The organism is Micrococcus sp. ACRRV, assembly GCF_022346985.1.
GTDB lineage: Bacteria > Actinomycetota > Actinomycetes > Actinomycetales > Micrococcaceae > Micrococcus > Micrococcus porci.
The window spans coordinates 1-21,625 of the sequence record NZ_JAKRNH010000036.1; the positions used below are offsets into that span (position 1 = coordinate 1).

Consider the following 21,625-nt stretch of genomic DNA (forward strand, 5'->3'; position numbering starts at 1 on the left):
GCTTCTGGAAGCTGCCCGCCCCCTCCGACGCCGGCCCCCGTCACCTGGCCGTGATCACCGGCGGTGAGGCCGAGCAGACCATGCTGTTCCTCCAGGACGCCGCAGGCTGGCACGTGCTGGCCCTGTTCCAGGACGAGCTGGCCGGCCGGACCACGGCCCGCACCCTGGACCGGCTCCTGCAGTCCGTCACCTACCTGCGCATGGGCGGGGCGGACCTGATGGACGGCGCGGACACCGAGCGACCGGGGGTGGAGTGGGCGGGCTACGACCGCGAGTTCGAGGAGCAGGACGCCGCCGACGAGACCGCGGCCGACCCCGCCGCCCGCCTCTGGATCCTTCCCGCCACGGACGGTGCGAGCGTCGGCCTCAAGCTGCCGGGCCACCCTCGCTACGCCGACGCCGTCGCACAGTTCGTGGACGCCGGCACGGCCCGCGCGGCGGTCGACGCCGTCGACGCGCTGATCGGCGCCCGCCGGCCCGGGGCGGCCCGGCCCGCGGCGGACTGAGGAGCCCTGGCCCGGCCCGCGCCCGGGCTCAGGGCAGGACGTCCCCGCCCGCGACGAAGCGCGCGGGTCCGTCCTCGAGCGCCCAGGAGGGCGCGCGGGCGTGCAGCGGCGGCAGGTCCGACAGGCCGTCCACGGAGAACCAGCCGACCTCGAGGTTCTCGTCGTCCGCCACGTGGGCGTGGCCGCCCGTCTCGTCCAGCACGAGGACCACGTCCAGGTAGCGGGCACGGTCCCCGTTGGGGTAGACGGCCTCGGCCGTCGTCCCGACGCCGGCCAGCCGCCGCGGCGCACAGCGCACCCCCGTCTCCTCGGCGACCTCGCGCACGGCGGCGTCCACGGGCTCCTCACCCGGCTCGAGGATGCCCGCCGGCAGGGTCCAGCGGCCGTCGTCCGCTCGGCGGACCAGGAGCACCTCGCGGTCCGCGGCACGCAGCACCACCGCCTTCACGCCGGAGAGCCAGAGCGGAGCGTGCCCCACATGCTCGCGCAGGGACAGGACGAAGTCGGGTGCGGCCATGGACCCACCCAAACACCCTCCGCCCCGGCGGCGGACCTACACTGCGCCCGTGGAACTCGAACAGCTGATGCGCCGCATCGACCGGATCGCCGGGGGCCGCCAGGCGCACCTGCGCATCGCCCCGGCGGCGCTGCACCACCCGCGCACCAGCCGGGACTTCCGGTGGATCACCTGGATCCTGACGGCCGAACTCGTCATCGGAGCGGCCGCCGTCGGGATCGCGGTCTGGCTCACCGTGCAGGGCCACCCGGTGGCCATGAGCGCCTGGATGCGCGCCGTGGTGGTGCTGGGCATGACGGCCACCCTCTTCTACTTCGCCCTCCGGGCCGCGGCCGGCTGGCGCTGGGCCTACCAGCGCCTGCGCCTGTTCGCCCAGGTCTTCCCCGTGATCACCCTGGTCCTCGCGGCCGTGCCGGGCCTGTACCCCGTGTGGATGGTCACCGAACAGATCGTGTTCTCCCTGCTGATGATCGGGGTGGGGGACATCCTCACCTCCGACCACATGCGTGAGGCCTACCGGCACCCGGACCGCCCCGTGCCGCGTTTCGAGTGAGCCCGCGCGCGTTCACCGGCTGTTCACCCGTGCGGACCGCCGTGGCCCGTCCCGGGCGGGGGCCGACCGCCATAATGGGGCGAGCAGGGGGCCGCGGCGCGCGGCGTCGTCGTGCCCCGTCCGTCCCGCCACGTGAAGGAGTCCGCCATGGAGCTGCTGCAGCCCGACGCCCCCCGAGAGAACCTGCGCGAGTTCATCGACAATCTGCGCGACGGCGGCTACACCGTCTCCGACGGCCACACCAACGACCCGGACCTGATCGACCCCCAGGGCCGCGCCGTGGAGACGTGGAAGGAGGACTACCCCTACGAGGAGCGTCTCTCCCGCGAGGAGTACGAGATCGAGAAGTACCGCCTCCAGATCGAGCTGCTGAAGCTGCAGTACTGGGGCGAGGACACCGGCCAGCGCCACATCATCGTCTTCGAGGGCCGCGACGCCGCCGGCAAGGGCGGCACCATCAAGCGCTTCACCGAGCATCTGAACCCGCGCACCGCCCGCACCGTCGCCCTGAGCAAGCCCACCGAGCGGGAGCTCGGCCAGTGGTACTTCCAGCGCTACATCCAGCACTTCCCCACCGCCGGGGAGATCGTGCTGTTCGACCGCTCCTGGTACAACCGGTCCGGCGTCGAGCGCGTGATGGGCTTCTCCACGGACCACCAGTACGACCTGTTCATGCGCCAGGTGCCCGTGTTCGAGAAGATGCTCGTCGAGGACGGCGTCCACCTCACCAAGTTCTGGTTCTCCGTGACCCAGACCGAGCAGCGCACCCGCTTCGCGATCCGCCAGATCGACCCGGTGCGCCAGTGGAAGCTCTCCCCGATGGACCTGGAGTCCCTCGACCGCTGGGAGGCGTACACGGAGGCCAAGGAGGCCATGTTCCTCCACACGGACACCGACCACGCCCCGTGGATCTCCATCAAGTCCAACGACAAGAAGCGCGCCCGCCTCAACGCGATGCGCTACTTCCTGTCCCGGTTCGAGTACGAGGGCAAGGACCATGACGTCGTGGGCGTCCCGGACCCGCTGATCGTCCAGCGCGGGCGCGACGCCGTCGGCGACTGAGGCCCGACGTAGGCTGGGGCAGACGTCCCGAGACCCGTTCCGAGAAGGAGACCAGACGCGATGACCGAGACCAGCACCGTCCGGGGGACCGCCGACATCGGTGTCACCGGCCTGGCCGTGATGGGCGCCAATCTGGCGCGCAACTTCGCCCGGCACGGGTACACCGTGGCCCTGCACAACCGGAGTCGTGCGAAGACCGACGCCCTCGTGGCGGAGCACGGCCATGAGGGCTCCTTCGTGGCGACGGAGACCCTGGAGGAGCTCGTCGGCTCCCTGGCCTCCCCGCGCCGCGTCCTGATCATGGTCAAGGCCGGCGCTCCGGTGGACGCCGTCATCGACCAGCTCGTCCCGCTGCTGGACGAGGGCGACATCGTGATCGACGCCGGCAACTCGCACTACGAGGACACCCGCCGCCGCGAGGCCGCCCTCGCCGAGAAGGGCCTGCACTTCGTGGGCGTCGGCGTCTCCGGCGGCGAGGAGGGCGCCCTCAACGGGCCGGCCATCATGCCCGGCGGCCCGGAGGAGTCGTACGCCGCCCTCGGCCCGCTGCTGGAGGACATCGCCGCGTCGTACGACGGAGAGCCGTGCTGCGCGTGGATCGGCACCGACGGCGCCGGGCACTACGTGAAGATGGTCCACAACGGCATCGAGTACGCGGACATGCAGGTCATCGGCGAGGCCTTCGACCTGCTGCGCCGCGTGGCCGGGATCGAGCCCGCCGAGCAGGCCCAGGTGTTCGACGCGTGGAACCAGACCGAGCTGGCCTCCTACCTGATCGAGATCACCGCCGAGGTGCTCCAGCAGGTGGACGCCGCCACCGGTGCGCCGCTCGTCGACGTGATCGTGGACGAGGCGGGGCAGAAGGGCACCGGCCGCTGGACCGCGATCTCCGGACTGGACGTGGGCTCGCCCGTGGCGGCGATCGCCGAGTCCGTGTTCGCCCGCTCCCTCTCCGCCCAGACCGAGGTCCGGGCCACGGCGCGCGAGGTGCTCGCCGCCGGCGTCGAGTCCGCGCCCGCCGTCTCCCCGCAGGACCGCGACGCGTTCGTGGAGGACGTGCGCCAGGCCCTCTTCGCCTCCAAGCTCGTGGCCTACGCGCAGGGCCTGGACATGCTCTCGGCCGCCGCCATCGAGTACGGCTGGGCCCTGGACCTGGGCACCATCGCGTCCCTGTGGCGCGACGGCTGCATCATCCGCGCCGACCTGCTCGACGTGATCATGAAGGCGTTCGGCGGACGGGACACGTCGCGCCACCCGGAGCCCGGCACCCGTGCCGAGGGTCAGCCCCTGAACCTGCTGTTCGCCCCCGAGTTCGCCCAGGCCATGGCCGAGGCGCTGCCGGCCTGGCGCCGCGTGGTGGGCGCCGCCGTCGCCGCCGGGGTGCCCGTGCCGGTGTTCTCCTCCGCCCTGGCCTACTACGACGGCCTGCGCGCCGACCGGCTTCCCGCCGCCCTGATCCAGGGTCAGCGCGACTTCTTCGGGGCGCACACCTACCGCCGCACGGACCGTGACGGCTCGTTCCACACGCTGTGGTCCGGCGACCGCACCGAGGTCGACGGCGACGGCGCCCCCGTGGTCATGCCGCAGCCGGCCGAGGGCGACCCCACGGACGAGACCGCCCGCTGAGCGGACCTCGCCCGTCCCCCCGACGACGACGCCCCCGCCCCGCGCGATGCGGGGCGGGGGCGTCGTCGCGCCGGGAAGCGGACCGCCGTCAGATCCACATGGCGGGGTCCACGTACTCGGCGGGGTCCACCAGGGGCTTCTTCTCCGCCGGGGAGGTGCGCAGGCGCACGGAGGCCGGGATGCCGGTGGCGATCGAGTCGGGCGGGGTGTCCTTGACGACGACGGCGTTCGCCCCCACCGAGGTGCCCTCGCCGATCTCCACGGGGCCGAGGATCTTGGCCCCCGCACCGACCACCACCCCGTCGCGCAGCGTGGGGTGGCGCTTGACCTTCTCCAGGGACCGCCCGCCGAGGGTCACGCCGTGGTACAGCATGACGTCGTCCCCGATCTCCGCGGTCTCGCCGATCACGACGCCCATGCCGTGGTCGATGAAGAGCCGGCGGCCGATCGTCGCACCCGGGTGGATCTCGATGCCGGTCAGCGCGCGCGCCGCCTGCGAGAGCAGCCGGGCCGGCGTTTTCAGCCGGCCGACCTGCCACATGCGGTGGGCGACCCGGTGCGACCACACGGCGTGCAGGCCCGAGTAGGCCAGCACGACCTCCAGGTCGCCGCGCGCGGCGGGGTCATGGCTGCGCACGGTGGCGATGTCTTCCTTGATGCGGGAGCGGATGCCCACGGCGGGGGTGCCTTTCGGTCGGGGACGGCTCAGCCGCGGACGTCCTCGAAGAGGGCGGTGGAGATGTAGCGCTCGCCGAAGTCGCAGACGACGGCGACGATCAGCTTGCCCTCGGACTCGGGCTTCGCGGCCTCCTTCAGGGCGGCGGAGACGATCGCGCCGGTGGAGATGCCGCCGAGGATGCCCTCGCGGGCGCCGAGCGCGCGGGAGGTGGCGATGGACTCCTCGAAGGTGGCCGCGTAGACCTCGTCGTAGAGCTCGGTGTCCAGGATCTCGGGGACGAAGTTGGCACCGATGCCCTGGATCTTGTGGGGGCCCGCCTGGCCGCCGGAGAGGATCGGGGAGTCCGACGGCTCCACGGCGATCAGCTTGACGTCCGGCTTCTGCTCGCGCAGGTAGCGGCCGGCGCCGGTGATGGTGCCGCCGGTGCCCACGCCCGCGATGAACGTGTCCACGGCGCCGCCGGTCGCGTCCCAGATCTCCGGGCCCGTCGTCGTGTAGTGGGCCCGCACGTTGGCCTCGTTGGCGAACTGCTGGGCCCAGATGGAGTTGGGGGTGTCCCTGACGATCTGCTGGGCCCGCTCGACGGCGCCGCGCATGCCGTCCGCGCCCGGGGTCAGCACGATCTCGGCGCCGAAGGCGCGGAGCATCACGCGACGCTCGGCGGACATGGTCTCCGGCATGGTGAGGATCACCTTGTAGCCGCGGGCGGCGCCGACCATGGCCAGGGCGATGCCGGTGTTGCCGGAGGTGCCCTCCACGATGGTGCCGCCGGGGGTGAGCTGCCCCGACTTCTCCGCGGCGTCCACGATGGCGACGCCGATGCGGTCCTTCACGGAGTTCGCCGGGTTGTAGAACTCGACCTTCACGGCGACGTCGCCGGGCAGGCCCTCGGTCAGGGAGTTCAGGCGCACCAGGGGGGTGCCGCCGACGGCCTGGGTGATGTTGTCGAGGATCTTCGCCATGGGAGGCCTCCTGGGGGATTCGGGGTGGGGACGGGTCGTCTGTCAGGGTAGCGCGGGGCGCCGTTCAGGCGCCGTCCGTGAGCCACGCGGCGTGGCGCCGGCGGACCGCGGCGAGCTTGGGGTCGATCACCACGCGGCAGTAGCCGTTGCCCGGCCGGCTCGCGTAGAAGTCCTGGTGGTACCACTCGGCGGGGTGCCACGCGGCCGCCGGCTCGATGGTGGTGACGATCGGCGCCTCGTAGAGCTCCTGGGCACGCGCGAGCTGGGAGCGGAAGAAGTCCGCCTCGGCCTCGTCGTGGGCGAACACCGCGGAGCGGTACTGCGTGCCGACGTCGGCGCCCTGCCGGTTCAGCGAGGTCGGGTCGTGGCCGGTGAAGAACAGGTCCATGATGACCTCCGCGGGGACCTGCGCCTCGTCGAAGCGCACGCGGACGGCCTCGGCGTGGCCGGTTTGGCCGGTGCACACGGCCTCGTAGTCCGGGTCCGGGGTGTGGCCGCCGGTGTAGCCGGACTCCACCGCGAGCACACCGCGCACGCGCCGGTAGACGGCGTCCAGGCACCAGAAGCAGCCGCCCGCCAGGGTCAGCTCGCGCACCTGCGGCGCGTGGGCGGCGGGGGTTGAGGGGGTCTCCGGGGTCTCGCTCATGCCGGGCTCAGCAACACGCGGCGCCGTTCCATTCCCGCCGGGCCGGCCCGCGGCGCGTCGCCCGGGCTCGCACAGCTGTGCGCCGGGCACCCGCCGGGGCATGATGTTCCCATGACCGTCCCGGACCATCCCCTCCAGGGCGCGGGCGAGGGCGCGTGCGGCCGCGCCGTCGCCACCGACGCCGTCGCCTCGGACGTCCCCCGACTGTCGGACGTCCTCGCCGCCGTGGAGCGCCTCTGGCCGGCCCGCCTCGCCGAGTCCTGGGACGCCGTCGGTCCTGTGGTCGGCCGCGCCGGGTGGCCCGTCCGGCACGTCCTGTGGGCCGTGGACCCGGTGCAGGCCGTGGTCGACGAGGCCGTCCGGATCGGGGCGGACCTCGTGGTCACCCACCACCCGCTGATGCTGCGCGGCACCACTTCCGTGGCCGCCGTCGGACACGGCGGCGCCTTCAAGGGGGAGGTCGTGCACACCCTGATCGAGCACGGCATCGCCCTGGTGGCCGCGCACACGAACGCCGACTCCGCCGTGGGCGGCGTGTCCGACGCGATCGCCCGGCGCCTGGGACTGACGGACGTGTCCCCGCTGCAGCCCTCGGCGGGGGGCTCCGGGGCCGAGGGGATCGGCCGGGTGGGCGAGCTCCCCGCCCCCGTGCCCCTGGTCGAGTTCGCCCGCACCGTGGCCGCCCTCCTGCCCGCGACGGCCGGCGGTGTGCGGGTGGCCGGGGACGCCGACCTGCCCGTGCGCCGCGTGGCCGTCTGCGGCGGCGCGGGAGACAGCCTGTTCGACGCCGTCCGCGCCGCCGACGCGGACGTCTACGTCACCTCGGACCTCCGCCACCACCCCGCCTCCGAGGCCCGGGAGGCCGCGCGGCACGCCGGGGGCCGCCCGGCCCTCGTGGACACCGCCCACTTCGCCGGCGAGTGGCTGTGGCTCGCCGACGGCGCCGCCGCCCTCGCGGAGGAGCTCGCCCGCGGCGGCCACCGCGCGCGGATGACCGTCTCCGAGCTCGTCACCGACCCCTGGGACCTCCACCTCCCGTCCAGCCTCGGAGAGAGGACCACGTCATGAACCGCGTCACCGCACCCGCCGCCGAGCAGGCCCGCCTGCTGGAGCTGCAGCAGCTCGACCTGGGCATCGGCCGCGCCAAGACGCGCCTGGCCCAGCTGCGCGCCGACGCCGCGCTCGCCGACCTCCAGAAGGCCGTCGCCGCGGCGGAGGAGGCCGCGGCGGAGCAGGAGGCCCACGGGCGCGAGACCGACGCCGCGGCCGCGCAGGCCTCCGAGCGCGCCACCACCACCCGCGCCCGCCGAGACCGCACGCGGGCCCATCTCGACGCCGGCGACGGCGGCTCCAAGGAACTGACCGCCCTCCAGCACGAGCTCGAGGGGCTGGAGTCCCTGCTGGCGGAGCACGAGGGCGCCGCCCTGGCCGCGATGGAGGCCGCAGACGAGGCCGAGGAGGCCCTCGCCCGGGCCCGCGCCGCCGTCGACGAGGCCAGGGCGGCGGTGGCCGCACGCGCCGACGAGGTCCGGGCCGAGGGGCGCCGCGTCACCGAGGAGGGCCGGGAGCTCGCCGCGCTCCGCGCCGGACTGGCCGGGCGCCTGCCCGCCGACCTCCTGGCCCGCTACGAGGAGGCTCGGGCGGCGAACGCCGGCATCGGGGCCACGCGCCTCGAGGGCCGCCGCACCGGCGCCGGCACCGAGCTCTCGCCCGCGGACCTGGACGCCGTCCTGGCGACGCCCGCCGACGAGGTCGCCGTGGACCCGGAGACCGGGATCCTGATCATCCGCGCCTGACTAGAGTGGGGCACCGCGCGTCGGGACGGACCCGGCGCCACGGCGCCCCGGGAGGACGGCATGGCGGAACGCACCCTGCAGGTCGAGGCGGACGGCGGCTCGCGCGGCAACCCCGGCGTGGCCGGCTACGGCGCCCTCGTGCGTGACCCGGCCACGGGCGACGTCCTGATGACGGATGCCGCCCCGCTGGGCAAGGCCTCCAACAACGTGGCCGAGTACTCCGGGCTCATCGCCGGGCTCGAGATGGCCAAGACCCTCGATCCCGACGCCCGGGTGCACGTGAAGATGGACTCGAAGCTCGTCGTCGAGCAGATGTCCGGCCGGTGGAAGATCAAGCACGAGGACATGCGTCGGCTCGCCCAGCAGGCGCGCGCCGTGCTGCCGCCCTCGCGGGTCACGTACGAGTGGATCCCGCGCGCGCAGAACAAGGACGCGGACCAGCTCTCCAATGAGGCCATGGACGCCGGCGCCCGCGGCGGCCGGTGGGACGCCGGCGCCTCGAAGGTGCCGGTCACGGCGCCCTCCGCGCCGACGTCGGCCGGCGCCCCCGCCGCCGAGCCGGACAGGGAGCCCCTCGAGGAGCCGCCCGTGCCGGAGGAGCGTCCGCGCCCCCGCCCGGTCGGCCGCCTGCACCACGTCGAGATCTGGGTCGCGGACCTGGACGCCGCCGTGGAGAGCCTGGGCTGGCTGTTCGAGCAGGTCGGCTACGCCCCGGGTGACGCCTGGGCCGAGGGTCGGGTGTACCGGGGCGCCGGGGACTACCTGGTCCTGGAGTCCGGGCGCGACGTCACCCCGGGCGGGCACGACCGGCTCCGCCCCGGCCTGAACCATCTCGCCTTCCGGGCCGGCACCCGCGCGGACGTGGACCGGATCGCGGCCCAGGCCGCCGACCACGGGTTCACCCTGCTGTTCGAGGACCGGCACCCCTTCGCCGGCGGGCGCGACCACTACGCCGCCTACCTGGAGACCGCGGACGGGTTCGAGGTCGAGCTCGTGGCCGACCCGGCCTGAGGGGTTCCCCGCTCACTCCTCGGGCAGGATCACCTGGAGGCTGCCGGCCTTCCGCCCCGTGGGCGGCACCAGCTCCACCTCCCACCGCTGCCCGGGGACGCCTCCGTCGCCGGCGCGCGCGACGGCGTCGGCGGCCGTGGCCGGGGTGCCCGCGGCCCGGGATCCGGCCTCCAGAAGGGCCCGGGCGACGAGGCCGCGGGTGTGCTTGGCGAAGTGGGACACCACCGTGCGTCGCCCGGCGCGCAGCTGGAACACGTCCACCGCGAGGGAGCGCTCGGCCGGCGCCTTCCACTGGGCCGCGTAGCCGCCGGAGCGGCAGTCCACCACGACCCCGCCGCGGGCCTCCGCGTACCCGTCCAGCGCCGCAGCCAGCCGGGGCCGCCACCAGGCGGCCAGCCCGGGCATGCCCGGCAGCCGGGCTCCGACGGGCAGCCGGTACGCGGGGATGCGGTCGCCGGGGGTCGTGGCTCCGAACAGGGCGGAGAAGACGAGCACGTCGGAGGCCGCGCGCCGCTTGGCGGCGGGGGAGAGGGACGCCAGGTCCAGGGCCTCGAACAGCACCCCGGTGTACACCTTCCGGGCCGGCGCCGAGGGGGCCGTCGCCAGCCGCGTGTTGGCGGCCACCTCGTCCGCCAGGGAGGCGCCCACGCCCAGGATGTCGAGGGCGTCCGGCCGGGCCGAGGCCTCCGCCAGCCGCGGGAGGAGCTCGGCGCGCGCGGCCGTGACGGCGTCGTCGTCGGCCAGGGTCAAGGAGGACAGGTCGAGCGGGCGGCCGGAGCGCGGCCCGGTCTTGCCCTCGGAGGGCGGCAGCAGGATCAGCACCGCACCAGGGTAGCCAGCCGCGACGCGCGGGCGGCCGACCTGGCACAGTGGTGGGGTCCGCGCTCGCGGAACCGGCCCGTGCGGGCCGACGCCGACCCGTCGAAGGAGCACGCCGATGCAGACGATTCCCGTCATGGGGTGGGTCTTCCCCGTGGTGCTTCTGGTGATCGCGGCGGCGTTCTGGTTGGGCGTGCGCTCCAGCGGGGGCGCCCGTGAGGACTCGGACCTGGAACGGCGGCTGCGGGAGCGGACCTTCACCGGCGCGCCGCGGGCCCGACTGGAGTGGCCCCGCGACCGCCGTCGTCCCACGCTGGCCCAGCTCGTGCGGATCGGCGAGTCGCACGGGTACCGCCTGGTCTCCCGCACGGAGGCGGAGCACGTCTACATCCTGGACTTCCAGCGCGTGGAGGACGACGACCTCTGAGGAGGGCGGGCGGGGGGACGGACCGGCTGTAAGCCGGGTTCTGTACCTCGCGCGCGTTGCCCCGCGCGAGGTGACGGCCATCCATCTGGGTCCGCCATTGCTGACGGGCTCGAGCGGCCAACCCGGACGCTGGGGCGAGCAGCCCTCGTGACGCGTCCTGTTCGGCCTTGCACCGGATGGGGTTTACCGAGCCGGCCCCGTCACCGGGGCCGCTGGTGGTCTCTTACACCACCCTTTCACCCTTACCGCCGCGCACACGGCGCGGAGGCGGTCTTCTCTCTGTGGCACTGGCCCGCGGGTCTCCCCGGGTGGATGTTGTCCACCATCCTGCTCTGCGGTGCCCGGACTTTCCTCGCACCCCCGCAGGGGCACGCGGCCGTCCGCCGATCCGTCCCGGCGCACCAGTCTACTCGCCCGGGGCGCGGCGTCTCGCTGGCGCCCGGCTTCCGCCCCCGGCATAGAATGGCGGGGTCCGGCGACGACGTGGTCCCGGACGGGCCATCCCCGGACGGGCCCCACAGTCTTCTAGGAAGGACTCCCGTGGCAGACACCGCCTCGACCCAGACCCCCGAGTGGAACACGCAGCAGAAGCTCGCGGAGAAGATGGTCCCCCTGCTGGGCACCCTGTACCGCGAGCACAACGTGGTCACCTCGATCTACGGGCGCTCCCTCGTGAACCGCGGCGTGATCGACATCATCAAGGCCCACCGCTACGCCCGCCGCGTGCAGGAGGCCCCGCTGAGCGTCGAGGCCACCTACCCCCTGGTCGAGGCCATGGCCGGGATGGACCTGGGCGCCGCGAACATCGACCTCGCCGAGCTGGCCGCCAAGCAGCAGGCCTCCGGCCAGGACGTGCAGGCCTTCCTCGACGCCGAGCTCGCGGAGGTCACGGGCAAGTCGGGTGAGGGCCTGGGCGAGACCCAGGACGTCGTGCTGTACGGCTTCGGCCGCATCGGCCGCCTGCTGGCTCGCATCCTCCTGGACCACGCGGGCGGCGGCTCCAAGCTGCGTCTGCGCGCCGTCGTCGTGCGCAAGAACTCCGAGGACGACCTGATCAAGCGCGCCTCCCTGCTGCGCCGCGACTCGATCCACGGCCCGTTCGACGGGACGATCGTGGTCGACGAGGACCGCAACGTGATCACCGCCAACGGCACCGAGATCCAGGTCATCTACTCGAACGACCCGACCACGGTGGACTACACCTCCTACGGCATCAAGGACGCGCTGGTCGTCGACAACACCGGCCGCTGGCGCGACGTCGAGGGCCTGTCTCAGCACCTGCAGGCGAAGGGCGCCACGAAGGTCCTACTCACCGCCCCGGGCAAGGGCGACATGAAGAACATCGTGTTCGGCGTGAACTCGGACGACATCCTCGACGAGGACACCATCGTCTCCGCCGCCTCCTGCACCACCAACGGCATCACCCCGGTGCTCAAGGTCATCCAGGACGAGTACGGCGTGCAGCACGGCCACGTGGAGACCGTGCACGCCTACACCAACGACCAGAACCTCGTGGACAACTTCCACAAGGGCGCCCGCCGCGGCCGCGCCGCCGGCATGAACATGGTCATCACCGAGACCGGCGCCGCCAAGGCCGTGGCCAAGGCCCTGCCCGAGCTCAAGGGCAAGCTCTCCGGCAACGCGATCCGCGTGCCCACCCCGGACGTGTCCATGGCGATCATCAACATCGCCCTGGAGAAGCCCACCTCCGTCGAGGAGATCAACGCCCGCCTGAAGCAGGAGTCCCTCACCGGCGACTTGCGCGGCCAGATCGGCTATGTGGACTCCCCGGAGGTCGTCTCCACCGACTTCGTCGGCTCCGACCGCGCCGGCGTCGTGGACGGCCTCGCCACCATCGTGAACAACGAGGGCAAGAACGCCATCCTCTACGTCTGGTACGACAACGAGTACGGCTACTCGCACCAGGTGGTCCGCGTCGTCGAGAAGATGGCCGGCCAGCAGGTGCCGTCCTTCCCGAAGGCCTGACCCGCCCGCCGCGGCGCGCCGCACGGGAGCGCGGAGCCCCGCCTCACGCTGTGAGGCGGGGCTCCGTCGTCGTGGGGGAGCGGCGTGACGGGCGGCACGCGGCGAGCTCAGGCAGAGAACAGGGTCAGGGCGTCAGGGCAGCGTTCGCGGCCGCCCAGGCCCTCCACCTCCAGCACGACGGCGGAGCCGGCCACCTCGGCGCCGCACCGTTCGGCGAGGTCGCGCGCCGCGGCCAGGGTGCCGCCGGTGGCGAGGACGTCGTCGAGGATGAGCACGCGCACCCCGGGCACGGCGAGCTCCGGGGGTGCCTCGAGGGAGGCGGCCCCGTACTCCAGGGCATAGTCCACGTGGGCCACGGAGACCGGCAGCTTGCCGGCCTTGCGCAGCGGGATCACGCCGGTGCCGGTGAGCGCCGCGGCGAACCCGGCCAGCAGGAAGCCGCGCGCGTCGAGGCCCGCGACGGCGTCGTAGGCCCCCTCGAACGGGGCGATCATCGCCTCCACGACGGCGCGCAGGGCGGCCGGGTCCGCGAGGACCGGGGTGATGTCCTGGAACACCACGCCGTCGGTGGGGAAGTCCGGCACGGAGCGGAACAGGGTCGCGGCGCGCTCGAGGCCCGGCACGTCCGCGGCCTGCCGGCCGGCGGCGGAGAGGGCGACGCCGCTCACCGGGCCTCCTGGGCATGGTCGTGACCCTCGTGGTCGTGGTCGTGATGCTCGTGGGCCGGGGCGTCCTCGTCGACGTCCACGTCGTGGCCGAAGGGGTCCGGGTCGGTGCCCGGCAGCCAGGTCACCCCGGGCACGTTCAGCCGCTCGGCGCGCTGGGCGCGCTTCCAGCGGCGGGCCCACTTCCCCTCGAGGCGGTTCACGTAGAGGGTGCCGTTGAGGTGGTCGTACTCGTGCTGGAGGATCCGCGCGAACCAGCCCGTGGCCTCGATGTCCACCGTCGAGCCGTCCATGCGCTGGCCGGTCATCCGGACGTGCGCGGAGCGCTTCAGAGGAAAGCCGTGGCCGGGCACGGACAGGCAGCCCTCGGTGTCCTCGTGACGGTCCGGCTCCTCCGTGGACGGCTTGGAGAGCATGGTGAGGACGGGGTTGATCACGTGCCCGAGGTTCGGGGCGTCGCCGGTGTCCTGGAACGTCCACGTGAACACGCGCAGGCCCACGCCCACCTGCGGAGCGGCCAGCCCCACCCCGTTGGCCACGTCCTGCGTGACGTACATGTCCTCGACGAGCTCGCGGATCGAGTCGTCGATCACCTCGACCTCCGCGGCCCGCGTGTGCAGGACGGGCTCGCCGTAGACGGTGATGGGACGGATGGAGGGCATGGCGCTGCGCTTCCCGGCCCGGACGGGCCTGCGTGGAGGGGAGGGACGAACCCCCAGCCTACCGCCGGGGACATCACGACGACGGCGCTCAGCCCAGGTCCACGACCTCCAACTCGAGCAGGTCGGCGCCCGTGGCGACCGGCGTCGGGCGGCCGCCCTGCTCGTCGGCGTGGGCGGCGGGCATGCGCCCGTCCCGCCAGCGCTGGAAGTCCTCCTCCGACGCCCACGTCGTGACCACGAAGTAGCGGTCCTCGCCCGCGGTGGGCCGGAGCAGCTGGAAGCCCTCGAAGCCCGGCTCCTGGTCCACCGCGTGCTTGCGGACGGCGAACCGCTTCTCGAGTTCCGGGCCGGCGCCCTCAGGGACGCTGATGGCGTTGATCTTCACGACGGACACGGGCAGGCCTCCTCGTCGGCGGGGGTGCGGCGCCGGGTCGACGCCCTCCCGGCCGACTCTACGCCCGGCAGCGGAGCAGGAGTCCGTCGAACGGTTGATGCCCGACGGCGGCGTCCCTGCGAAGCTGAGCGACGGAACCGGCCGCCGGGCGGCCCTGCCCGCCATCATCGCCGACCTGCACCTGGACCTCAACGACGCGCAGTGGGTGAACAGCCTCTACGCCGTGCTGCTGGCCGCGCTGCTGCTCTCCACCGGCAATCTCGCGGACCGATGGGGTCGCAAGCGGCTCTTCCTCGCCGGGCTCGTGGTGTTCGTCGGCGGCAGCGTGCTCGCGGCGGCCGCCTCCAGCGGAGGCATGCTGATCGGGGCACGGGCCGTCCAGGCCGTGGGCGCGGCGTTCATCATGCCCTCCACGCTCTCCACCGTGAACGCCGTGTTCCGCGGCCGGCACCGGGCGGCGGCGTTCGGCGTGTGGGGTGCCGTGATCTCCGGCGCGTGGCACGGCCGGTAGGACGGCCCCGGACCCGCCCCGCGGCCCTGCTGGGCGACAAGGCCTACTCCTCCCGGGCGATCCGCACCCACCTGCGTGCCCGCCGCATCAAGGCGGTCATCCCCGAGCCGACCGACCAGCAGGGCCACCGCAGGCGCCGCGGCTCGGCCGGTGGCCGTCCCGTTGGCCTGGACTCGCAGGCTTACAAGGGCCGCAATGTCATCGAGCGCCAGTACGCGCACCTGAAGCAATGGCGGGGCCTGGCGACCCGGTACGACAAGTACGCGATCGTCTACCGGACCGCCGTGGTGCTGAACGCTGTGCTCGCGTGGTCAAAACGATTGTCAGACATGCCCTAGCACCTGCGGGATCGGAAACAAGAACACATGCATCCATGGCAAGCGATGAGAAAAGCACAGTACGACGGTTAACTCTGACCATACTAGGATCCCTCTTCTCGAACTCAGTAAACAAAATGAAATACCAACTTGATCAACCCATAGGCAAGGCCGAATGCAACGACAGGTAGAAGGTAGAGGAAAACGGGCGGCAGCTTAATTCTCTGGGAGGCAGTTAATTTATACCCTATCAATCCGCAGAACAGCGGAGTGAGAAGCATGAAACTCTGCACAGGTTCAGGCCAGCACCCAGGATTACCGCATTTCTGGCCGGACGAGGCAAACTCTAATGCAATCACAAATAGGCGCCCTAGAATACCCCATGCGGCAACAAAGACAGCTATTAAGGTCCGCAGCTGAGCAAATTCGCTCTTACGCCCTTCGATAATGACCATTATTAGCACGCACAACGCGCCCGTGATGATCCCCCAAGTTGTACTCCTCGGATCAAGTTGAAGAAAGCCAACGTGAGACGGTTCGGTAAGAGAGACGTGCGGAATACTTAAGGACGTGACTCCAAACCAGAAGGCAAACCAGCACAGTCCCACAGCAGCTAGCAAATACACCAAACTGAGCATTATTCCTGTGCCCGCATAGTAAATACTGCCACCTCGAGCGCTTCTCTCAAGTCTACCCATATCAAAAGCGGGACTGCTGCACGATCAGGTGACAGGTTGGGTCACGCAGCCTGAGTGGCTGGCGTGGTCATGATGGTCTCGTATTCGATGGGGGTCAATCGGCCGAGACCGGCCTGTCGACGACGCCGGTGGTAGGTGCGCTCGATCCAGGTCACGATCGCGATCCGCAGCTCCTCGCGGGTGGCCCAGGAACGGCGATCGAGGACGTTCTTCTGGAGCAGGGAGAAGAAGCTCTCCATGGCCGCGTTGTCGCCCGCGGCACCGACTCTGCCTATCGAGGCGACCATCGAATGACGGTTGAGCGCGGCCACGAACTTTCGGCTCCGAAATTGCGACCCTCTGTCCGTGTGCACGATGCAGCCGGCCACATCGCCGCGCCTGGCCACGGCGTTGTTGAGCGCGGCGACCGCGAGCCATGAGTTCATCCGCGAGTCGATCGAGTAGCCCACGATCCGGTTGGAGAAGACGTCCTTGATCGCACAGACGTAGAGCTTCCCCTCAGCCGTCCTGTGCTCCGTGATGTCGGACAGCCACAACTCGTTCGGGGCGTCGGCCTTGAACTCGTGTCGGATCACGCCGTGCTTGTCGACCACCGCGCACAGGTCGTCGTGGACCGGCGGGCCGGGCTTCTTCGCCTTCCCGCGCTTGGGCTTCCCGAACGCAGACCACCAGCCCTGCTGTGAGCAGATCCGCCAGGCGGTCCGCTCGGCCATCACCTCGCCGGCCTCCTTCGCTTCGACGAGGAACCGGTAGCCGAACTCCGGGTCGTCCTTGTGTGCGTCGAACAACGCGTTGGCGCGATAGGCCTCGACCAGCTCGGCGTCGGTGACCGGTTGAGCCAGCCACCGGTAGTAGGGCTGGCGAGCGATCTTGAGCACCCGGCACGTCACCGTCACGGGGATCCCGTCGACAGCCAGCTCGCGGACGAGCGGGTAGATCATTTTCCCGGAATGTTCGCCTGGGATAGGTAGGCCGCGGCGCGACGGAGGACCTCGTTCTCCTGCTCGAGCAGCTTGACCCGCTTGCGAAGCTCACGGTTCTCGGCAAGGTCGACGTCGCTCAGGCCGGGCATGTCGCCGCCCTCGACGTCGGCCCTCTTCATCCAGCCCGTCAGACAGGACTCGCTGATGCCGAAATCGGCAGCGATCTGCTTCAGATGAACGCCCGGCTCACGGTTCCTCGCGCCACGGACCACGTCATCGCGGAACTCCTTGGGATACGGCTTCGGCACAGTGCACATCCTTCCAGCGGAACCTCTCGGCACCACAGATCAGATGTCACCAATCCGTGCAGCAGCCCCAGGCGATCTATGTTGACGAGGACAACGACGTTCGGGTCGGCTATCAGACGCCGTACGACGGGCTGAGCATCGAAGGGCTTCAGGCCGACGCGCTCACATGGGCCGCCGAGGCAAGTAAGTTGGGCCAGGCCCGAACTTCGACCAAGGGCGGTCCCTTGGTCCAAAGTTCAAACCTGACCCATTTGGGGTGAGCGACGGGGATTGAACCCGCGACCTTCTGGACCACAACCAGACGCTCTGCCGACTGAGCTACGCCCACCATGCCTGCTTCACGCGGACGGATCCGCGCGGCGCAGCGGGGTCTACAGTACACGAGATCCCGCGCAGCGCCGAATCGGGGCAGCGAGGCCGGGGTGGCGGCTCAGGCCTGCGCCCCGGACACCACCTGTGAAATGGCGCAGGCCTCCTCCGTGGTGGGCCCGGGGGCGGGGGCCATGACGGCGGCCCGGTAGTAGCGCAGCTCGGTGATGGAGTCCTTGATGTCCCCGAGGGCGCGGTGGCCGCCGGTCTTCTCCGGCGCCTGGAAGTACGCGCGGGGATACCAGCGGCGGGCGAGCTCCTTGACCGTGGACACGTCCACGATCCGGTAGTGCAGGTGCCCGACGACGTCCGGCATGTACCTCTGCAGGAAGCGCTTGTCCTGGCCCACCGAGTTGCCCGCCAGCAAGGCCTTGCCGGCGGGCACACGGGCGGCGATGTACTCGAGGACGCGCGCGGCGGCGTCGTCGAGCTCGAGGCCCTCCGACAGCTCCGACAGCAGGCCGGAGGTGGTGTGCATGTCCCGGACGAACGGGTCCATCTGCTCGAGGGCCGCCTCGGAGGGGCGGATCACGAGGTCCAGGCCCTCGTCGAGGACGTTCAGCTCCGAGTCCGTGATGAGGACCGCCACCTCCACCAGCACGTCGACGTCAGGGTCCAGGCCCGTCATCTCGCAGTCGATCCAGACCAGGGGGGCGCTTTCGGGCGCGGGGGTGCTCGTCTCGCTCATGGGGCCAGGCTACTCGCGGGGCGGACGGTGGTAGATTCCCCTGAACCCCGGTCCCGCCCGTCAGGACCCGGGACGCCGTCGACGTGTGCAGGGAAGGAGCCGCCGCATGGGCGTGCCGGCCGCCGGGCCCTCCGGATCCACCGCATTCCGTCCCGAGTACATCGGAGTCGGAGGCCTGCGGGCCGATCCCCAGGTCGCGGGCCGCCCCCTGTGGCCCATCCTCGTGGGCCTGCTGGGCTCGCTGATGCTGGTCGCCGGCTCCTTCAGCGTCGGATGGCTGGCCTCGGCGTCGCCGATCAACCGCTGGCAGTGGCTGATCCCGTGGCGCACCCAGGAGAGCGGCGTGATGACGGGCACCGTGCTGCTCACCCTCGGCTGCTGGGTGATGTTCTGGGCGTGGCTGCGCCTGGGGCAGACCGTGCGGCCGTTCGGGCCCGGCGCCCTACGGACGGTGAACGTCGCCACGGCCCTGTGGTGCCTGCCGATGGTGTTCGCACTGCCGATCTTCAGCCGGGACATCTTCGCCTACGTGGGCCAGGGGCGGCTCATGGTCAACGGGCAGGACCCGTACACCGACGCGATCTCCTCCCTGAACAACTGGTTCCAGCTCGGCGCCGACGCCACCTGGGCCGGCTCGGAGACCCCCTACGGGCCGGTGTTCCTCTGGATCGAGGAGGTCGTGGTCCGCATCTCCGGGGACATGAACCCGGACCTCGCGATCTTCCTCTTCCGGCTGGTGGCGGTGGTCGGCGTCGTGCTGACCATGGTGTTCGTGCCCCTGCTGGCCCGGCGCCTGTCCGTGAACGGGGCCTGGGCGCAGTGGGTCAGCGCCGCGAACCCGCTGTTCACGGTCTCCTTCGTGGCCTCGGGCCACAACGACGCCCTCATGGTCGGCCTGGCCCTGGCCGGCACGTGGTGCGCGCTGCGCGCCGGGCATCCTCGCGGCGGGCAGTCCACCGCGTCGCACGTGGGCTGGGGGGTGGCCGCCGTCGTCCTGGTCACGGCATCCCTCGGCGTCAAGCCCATCACCCTGGTGCTGCTGCCCTTCATCGGGCTGCTCTGGGCCGGCCCGCGCGCCGGCTGGTCGCGGAAGTTCGTGTACTGGGCGGTGACCGGCGGCCTCTCCCTGGCGCTGATGGTGCTGGTGGGCCGGCTCAACGGCTTCGGATTCGGCTGGCTGGAGGTCATGGCCGGCACCGGATCGGGCACCTCGCCGTGGGCCCCCGTGGGCATGATGTCCATCGCCACGCGCGTGCTCATGGAGGTGCTCCAGCTGGGCCCGGACCTGCAGGCCATCGAGGGCTTCTACAAGTCGGTGTGCCGCCTCCTGTCCGTGCTGATCGTGCTCGCCCTGATGTTCCTAGGCCGGCAGGACCGCGTGTTCACCCGCATGACCTGGGCGTTCACGACGCTGGTGGTGCTCTCGCCCATCGTGCAGCCCTGGTACCTGCTCTGGCTCCTGCCCTTCTTCGCGGTGATCGGCCTCCGGGACAACTGGCAGATCAAGTGGGTCGTGTTCACGGTCGGCTACTTCCTCGCGTTCGGGGCCATGGACCAGCTGTTCACCTGGCAGTTCCTGGACATCGCGGAGGAGGTGCGCGCGGCGTCCCTCCTGGTCTCCGGGGTCAGCCTTGTCTGGATCCTCGCCGTCGACCGCAAGACCAGCCGGTTCATCAAGGACCACTGGCACGTCCGCCCCGCCCTGCGCGAGGGGGTGCGTCGCCTGCGGCGCCGCCCCACCGGCGGCGCTGCCGCCCCGCACACCCGTCCGCATCCCGTCGAGCGCCTGGGAGAGTCCGGGTCCGAGGACGCGGCCGCCCGGGGCGCGCGGTGACCCTGGCGGTGGACGGCGCGCGCCGGGACGACGGCGGCCCCTCCGGGCGGGGATCCCGGGCCCTGAACGGTCCCGCCGCGGCGCCCGAGCCCGCCGCCGCCGTCCGCGAGGGGCTCTGGGCCGCCCTGGCGGTGATGGTCGCCTCCTGGGGCGTGGGCTGGCAGCCGATGACGCCGTTGTCGGTGTTCTCCGGCTCCACTCTCCTGGTGCCCCTGCGTACGGGCCTGGCGGGCGTGCTGCTGTGCGCCGTGCTCCTGGCCGTCGGCGTGTTCGCCCTGGTGCGCGCCTGGCTCCGTCTGGGCCGGTCCCTGCAGGGCCGCTGGACCGCTGACGGACACCTGGCCGCGCGCGCCGCCCTGTTCTGGTCGCTGCCCCTGCTGGCGGCGTTGCCGATCTTCTCCCGCGACGTCTTCTCCTACCTCCAGCAGGGGCGCCTGGTGGCCCTCGGCCTGGACCCGTACGAGGACGGGATCTCCCGCCTGCCGGGCTGGTTCATGCACGGCGCGGACTCGATCTGGGCCGAGTCGCCCTCCCCGTACGGGCCGCTGTTCCTGCTCTCCGCCGAGGGGATCTGGCGGCTCACCGGGGGACAGGTGGAGCTGTCCGTCGCCGCGTTCCGCCTGCTGGCGCTGGCCGGACTGGCGCTCTGCCTCTGGGCCGTCCCCCGGCTCGCCGCCGCGGCGGGCCGCGAGCCCGCCTGGGCCGTGTGGGTCTCGGTGGCCAACCCGCTGTTCCTCCTCTACATGGTGGCCGGCGCCCACAACGACGCGCTGATGACCGGCCTCCTGCTCGCCGGGGCGGCCCTGCTCGTCCGCGTGGGGCGGCGCCGCGTCGTCGCGTTGGCCGGGCTGGTGCTGGTGGCCCTGTCCGTGGCCATCAAGCCGCTCACGGCGCTCACCCTGCCGTTCCTCGCCATGCTCCTGCCCGGGGGGTGGAGCCGGTTCCGCGTCGGGGCCCGCCGGCTCGGCCGCGTGGAGCGGATCGGCCCGTGGATCACGGCCGCCGTGATCGCCGCCGCGGTGCTCACCGTGCTCGGCGCCGGCACCGGCCTCTGGTTCGGCTGGGTGCGGGCCATGACCACCAGCGGCGACGCCGCCTTCCCCTACGCCCCGGTCGGCCTGCTGGGGCTGGGCCTCGGCTGGGCCGTGGACCTGGTCTCGGACGTCCCGGCGCGTCAGGCCGCGGGCTGGTTCTACTCCGCCATGACGTGCGCCGCCCTCGCGTTCACGGCCTGGATGGCGCTGCGACGCAGCCCGCGGGAGCCGCTGTTCGCCTCGGCGGCGGTGCTGGTCGTCGCGATCGTGACGGCGCCGATCATCCAGCCCTGGTACCTGCTCTGGTTCCTGCCGCTGCTGGCCTGCGCCCCGCGTCCACTTCCGGGCGTCGTCGACCACCCGCGCTGGCTGGGGTGGGTCCTGACCGCCCTCGTCCTCGCGCTGTGCGGGGTCGGCGTGGTGGACCAGATCTCCGTGGCGCAGTGGCTGCCGCTGGGGCTGGTGCGCGTCGTCGCCGCGCTGGCCTGCCTGGTCGCCGCCTGGGCACTGGTCCGGCGGGACCCCTCCACCGCCGTGCTCTTCCCGCGCCGCCGCAGGCCGCCGGATGAGACCATCGAACCCCGCGGCCGGCCTGCTCCGCGCCGGGCGCGGGGTTCGATGGTCTCATCCGG

The 21,625-nt window shown here is 72.1% G+C and carries 22 protein-coding genes, 1 tRNA gene, 1 other RNA gene and 2 pseudogenes; 14 read left to right on the plus strand and 12 right to left on the minus strand.

Annotated elements, in window-relative coordinates; translation table 11 throughout:
* The coding region (locus MHY29_RS05590) for a hypothetical protein (protein WP_239238734.1) at window positions 1-506 on the plus strand (506 nt) is incomplete at its 5' end.
* 28 nt (window positions 507-534) lie between these two features.
* Here the strand turns inward: MHY29_RS05590 and MHY29_RS05595 are convergent.
* Window positions 535-1,023 carry an NUDIX domain-containing protein gene (locus tag MHY29_RS05595; protein WP_239238737.1) on the minus strand — a complete coding sequence of 163 codons (489 nt, stop codon included), beginning with the start codon at window positions 1,021-1,023 and terminating at the stop codon, window positions 535-537.
* Between the two features lie 49 nt (window positions 1,024-1,072).
* Between MHY29_RS05595 and MHY29_RS05600 the strand changes: the two genes are divergently transcribed.
* The 3 genes from MHY29_RS05600 to gndA all read left to right on the plus strand — a co-directional run bounded on the left by MHY29_RS05600 (window position 1,073) and on the right by gndA (window position 4,264).
* Window positions 1,073-1,576, plus strand: coding sequence for a hypothetical protein (locus MHY29_RS05600; protein ID WP_239238740.1), 504 nt, complete (start codon window positions 1,073-1,075; stop codon window positions 1,574-1,576).
* A gap of 147 nt (window positions 1,577-1,723) precedes the next feature.
* Entirely contained in the window at window positions 1,724-2,638 is a 915-nt protein-coding gene (gene ppk2, locus MHY29_RS05605; protein ID WP_224355121.1) for a polyphosphate kinase 2, read from the plus strand.
* Window positions 2,639-2,698: 60 nt separating this feature from the next.
* Window positions 2,699-4,264, plus strand: a complete 1,566-nt coding sequence (gene gndA, locus MHY29_RS05610; protein ID WP_239238743.1) for an NADP-dependent phosphogluconate dehydrogenase — start codon at window positions 2,699-2,701, stop codon at window positions 4,262-4,264.
* 88 nt (window positions 4,265-4,352) lie between these two features.
* On the opposite strand, the gene epsC is transcribed toward gndA, so the two are convergent.
* The 3 genes from epsC to msrA all read right to left on the minus strand — a co-directional run bounded on the left by epsC (window position 4,353) and on the right by msrA (window position 6,551).
* The gene (epsC, locus tag MHY29_RS05615) at window positions 4,353-4,940 is read right to left on the minus strand and encodes a serine O-acetyltransferase EpsC (RefSeq protein ID WP_224355119.1); all 588 of its coding nucleotides are present in this window, start codon (window positions 4,938-4,940) and stop codon (window positions 4,353-4,355) included.
* 29 nt (window positions 4,941-4,969) lie between these two features.
* On the minus strand, window positions 4,970-5,905 hold the full coding sequence (gene cysK, locus MHY29_RS05620) for a cysteine synthase A (RefSeq protein ID WP_224355118.1): 936 nt from the start codon (window positions 5,903-5,905) through the stop codon (window positions 4,970-4,972).
* A gap of 64 nt (window positions 5,906-5,969) precedes the next feature.
* Window positions 5,970-6,551, minus strand: coding sequence for a peptide-methionine (S)-S-oxide reductase MsrA (gene msrA / locus MHY29_RS05625; protein WP_239238746.1), 582 nt, complete (start codon window positions 6,549-6,551; stop codon window positions 5,970-5,972).
* Window positions 6,552-6,662: 111 nt separating this feature from the next.
* Between msrA and MHY29_RS05630 the strand changes: the two genes are divergently transcribed.
* The 3 genes from MHY29_RS05630 to MHY29_RS05640 are packed head-to-tail and all read left to right on the plus strand — an operon-like array spanning window position 6,663 to window position 9,358.
* Window positions 6,663-7,619, plus strand: a complete 957-nt coding sequence (locus MHY29_RS05630; protein ID WP_239238763.1) for a Nif3-like dinuclear metal center hexameric protein — start codon at window positions 6,663-6,665, stop codon at window positions 7,617-7,619.
* The gene (locus tag MHY29_RS05635; protein WP_239238766.1) at window positions 7,616-8,347 is read left to right on the plus strand and encodes a DNA-binding protein; all 732 of its coding nucleotides are present in this window, start codon (window positions 7,616-7,618) and stop codon (window positions 8,345-8,347) included. Before MHY29_RS05630 ends, MHY29_RS05635 begins: the two co-directional genes overlap by 4 nt.
* Window positions 8,348-8,407: 60 nt before the next feature.
* Window positions 8,408-9,358 carry a reverse transcriptase-like protein gene (locus tag MHY29_RS05640; protein WP_239238769.1) on the plus strand — a complete coding sequence of 317 codons (951 nt, stop codon included), beginning with the start codon at window positions 8,408-8,410 and terminating at the stop codon, window positions 9,356-9,358.
* A 12-nt stretch (window positions 9,359-9,370) separates the two neighbouring features.
* Here MHY29_RS05640 and MHY29_RS05645 read toward each other — a convergent pair whose 3' ends face one another.
* Window positions 9,371-10,180 carry a peroxide stress protein YaaA gene (locus tag MHY29_RS05645; protein ID WP_239238772.1) on the minus strand — a complete coding sequence of 270 codons (810 nt, stop codon included), beginning with the start codon at window positions 10,178-10,180 and terminating at the stop codon, window positions 9,371-9,373.
* 115 nt (window positions 10,181-10,295) lie between these two features.
* On the opposite strand from MHY29_RS05645, the gene MHY29_RS05650 reads away from it, so the two are divergent.
* On the plus strand, window positions 10,296-10,604 hold the full coding sequence (locus MHY29_RS05650; protein ID WP_239238775.1) for a hypothetical protein: 309 nt from the start codon (window positions 10,296-10,298) through the stop codon (window positions 10,602-10,604).
* A gap of 13 nt (window positions 10,605-10,617) precedes the next feature.
* On the opposite strand, the gene rnpB is transcribed toward MHY29_RS05650, so the two are convergent.
* An RNA gene (gene rnpB / locus MHY29_RS05655) (RNase P RNA component class A) lies at window positions 10,618-10,996 on the minus strand.
* A gap of 148 nt (window positions 10,997-11,144) precedes the next feature.
* Between rnpB and MHY29_RS05660 the strand changes: the two genes are divergently transcribed.
* The gene (locus MHY29_RS05660) at window positions 11,145-12,590 is read left to right on the plus strand and encodes a glyceraldehyde-3-phosphate dehydrogenase (RefSeq protein ID WP_239238778.1); all 1,446 of its coding nucleotides are present in this window, start codon (window positions 11,145-11,147) and stop codon (window positions 12,588-12,590) included.
* A 107-nt stretch (window positions 12,591-12,697) separates the two neighbouring features.
* On the opposite strand, the gene MHY29_RS05665 is transcribed toward MHY29_RS05660, so the two are convergent.
* From MHY29_RS05665 to MHY29_RS05675, 3 genes are all read right to left on the minus strand, one after another.
* Window positions 12,698-13,258, minus strand: a complete 561-nt coding sequence (locus MHY29_RS05665) for an adenine phosphoribosyltransferase (protein WP_224355110.1) — start codon at window positions 13,256-13,258, stop codon at window positions 12,698-12,700.
* Complete coding sequence (gene def, locus MHY29_RS05670) at window positions 13,255-13,917, minus strand: peptide deformylase (RefSeq protein ID WP_224355109.1); 663 nt, start codon at window positions 13,915-13,917, stop codon at window positions 13,255-13,257. Before def ends, MHY29_RS05665 begins: the two co-directional genes overlap by 4 nt.
* An 88-nt stretch (window positions 13,918-14,005) precedes the next feature.
* Complete coding sequence (locus MHY29_RS05675; protein ID WP_224355108.1) at window positions 14,006-14,311, minus strand: antibiotic biosynthesis monooxygenase; 306 nt, start codon at window positions 14,309-14,311, stop codon at window positions 14,006-14,008.
* A 97-nt stretch (window positions 14,312-14,408) separates the two neighbouring features.
* Between MHY29_RS05675 and MHY29_RS05680 the strand changes: the two are divergent.
* Together MHY29_RS05680 and MHY29_RS05685 are read left to right on the plus strand one after the other, a co-directional pair.
* Window positions 14,409-14,807 (plus strand): annotated as a pseudogene (locus MHY29_RS05680) (MFS transporter); the annotation flags it as partial.
* A pseudogene (locus MHY29_RS05685) lies at window positions 14,804-15,160 on the plus strand (transposase); the annotation flags it as partial. The pseudogenes MHY29_RS05680 and MHY29_RS05685, both read left to right, overlap by 4 nt.
* A gap of 718 nt (window positions 15,161-15,878) precedes the next feature.
* On the opposite strand, the gene MHY29_RS05690 reads toward MHY29_RS05685, so the two are convergent.
* Window positions 15,879-17,068, minus strand: a protein-coding gene (locus MHY29_RS05690) for an IS3 family transposase (RefSeq protein ID WP_239238781.1) whose coding sequence is annotated in 2 segments (ribosomal slippage) — window positions 15,879-16,781 and window positions 16,784-17,068 — 1,188 coding nt in all. Because the reading frame shifts where the segments join, the coding sequence is not laid out codon by codon here.
* Between the two features lie 56 nt (window positions 17,069-17,124).
* Between MHY29_RS05690 and MHY29_RS05695 the strand changes: the two genes are divergently transcribed.
* Window positions 17,125-17,328, plus strand: coding sequence for a hypothetical protein (locus MHY29_RS05695; protein WP_239238784.1), 204 nt, complete (start codon window positions 17,125-17,127; stop codon window positions 17,326-17,328).
* Here MHY29_RS05695 and MHY29_RS05700 read toward each other — a convergent pair.
* Window positions 17,321-17,396 (minus strand) — tRNA-His (locus MHY29_RS05700). The two genes, MHY29_RS05695 and MHY29_RS05700, sit on opposite strands and share 8 nt — an antisense overlap.
* A 102-nt stretch (window positions 17,397-17,498) precedes the next feature.
* On the minus strand, window positions 17,499-18,125 hold the full coding sequence (orn, locus tag MHY29_RS05705; RefSeq protein WP_239238787.1) for an oligoribonuclease: 627 nt from the start codon (window positions 18,123-18,125) through the stop codon (window positions 17,499-17,501).
* A 106-nt stretch (window positions 18,126-18,231) separates the two neighbouring features.
* On the opposite strand from orn, the gene mptB (MHY29_RS05710) reads away from it, so the two are divergent.
* Together mptB (MHY29_RS05710) and mptB (MHY29_RS05715) are read left to right on the plus strand one after the other, a co-directional pair.
* Complete coding sequence (gene mptB / locus MHY29_RS05710; protein WP_224355099.1) at window positions 18,232-19,959, plus strand: polyprenol phosphomannose-dependent alpha 1,6 mannosyltransferase MptB; 1,728 nt, start codon at window positions 18,232-18,234, stop codon at window positions 19,957-19,959.
* On the plus strand, window positions 19,956-21,625 hold a 1,670-nt coding region (mptB, locus tag MHY29_RS05715), incomplete at its 3' end, for a polyprenol phosphomannose-dependent alpha 1,6 mannosyltransferase MptB (protein WP_239238790.1). The genes mptB (MHY29_RS05710) and mptB (MHY29_RS05715), both read left to right, overlap by 4 nt.

Coding starts and splice junctions, on each gene's coding strand:
- MHY29_RS05595 (WP_239238737.1), bottom strand. CDS start 1,023: ATGGCCGCACCCGACTTCGTCCTGTCCCTGCGCGAGCATGTGGGGCAC.
- ppk2 (WP_224355121.1), top strand. CDS start 1,724: ATGGAGCTGCTGCAGCCCGACGCCCCCCGAGAGAACCTGCGCGAGTTC.
- gndA (WP_239238743.1), top strand. CDS start 2,699: ATGACCGAGACCAGCACCGTCCGGGGGACCGCCGACATCGGTGTCACC.
- cysK (WP_224355118.1), bottom strand. CDS start 5,905: ATGGCGAAGATCCTCGACAACATCACCCAGGCCGTCGGCGGCACCCCC.
- msrA (WP_239238746.1), bottom strand. CDS start 6,551: ATGAGCGAGACCCCGGAGACCCCCTCAACCCCCGCCGCCCACGCGCCG.
- MHY29_RS05630 (WP_239238763.1), top strand. CDS start 6,663: ATGACCGTCCCGGACCATCCCCTCCAGGGCGCGGGCGAGGGCGCGTGC.
- MHY29_RS05635 (WP_239238766.1), top strand. CDS start 7,616: ATGAACCGCGTCACCGCACCCGCCGCCGAGCAGGCCCGCCTGCTGGAG.
- MHY29_RS05640 (WP_239238769.1), top strand. CDS start 8,408: ATGGCGGAACGCACCCTGCAGGTCGAGGCGGACGGCGGCTCGCGCGGC.
- MHY29_RS05650 (WP_239238775.1), top strand. CDS start 10,296: ATGCAGACGATTCCCGTCATGGGGTGGGTCTTCCCCGTGGTGCTTCTG.
- def (WP_224355109.1), bottom strand. CDS start 13,917: ATGCCCTCCATCCGTCCCATCACCGTCTACGGCGAGCCCGTCCTGCAC.
- orn (WP_239238787.1), bottom strand. CDS start 18,125: ATGAGCGAGACGAGCACCCCCGCGCCCGAAAGCGCCCCCCTGGTCTGG.
- mptB (WP_224355099.1), top strand. CDS start 18,232: ATGGGCGTGCCGGCCGCCGGGCCCTCCGGATCCACCGCATTCCGTCCC.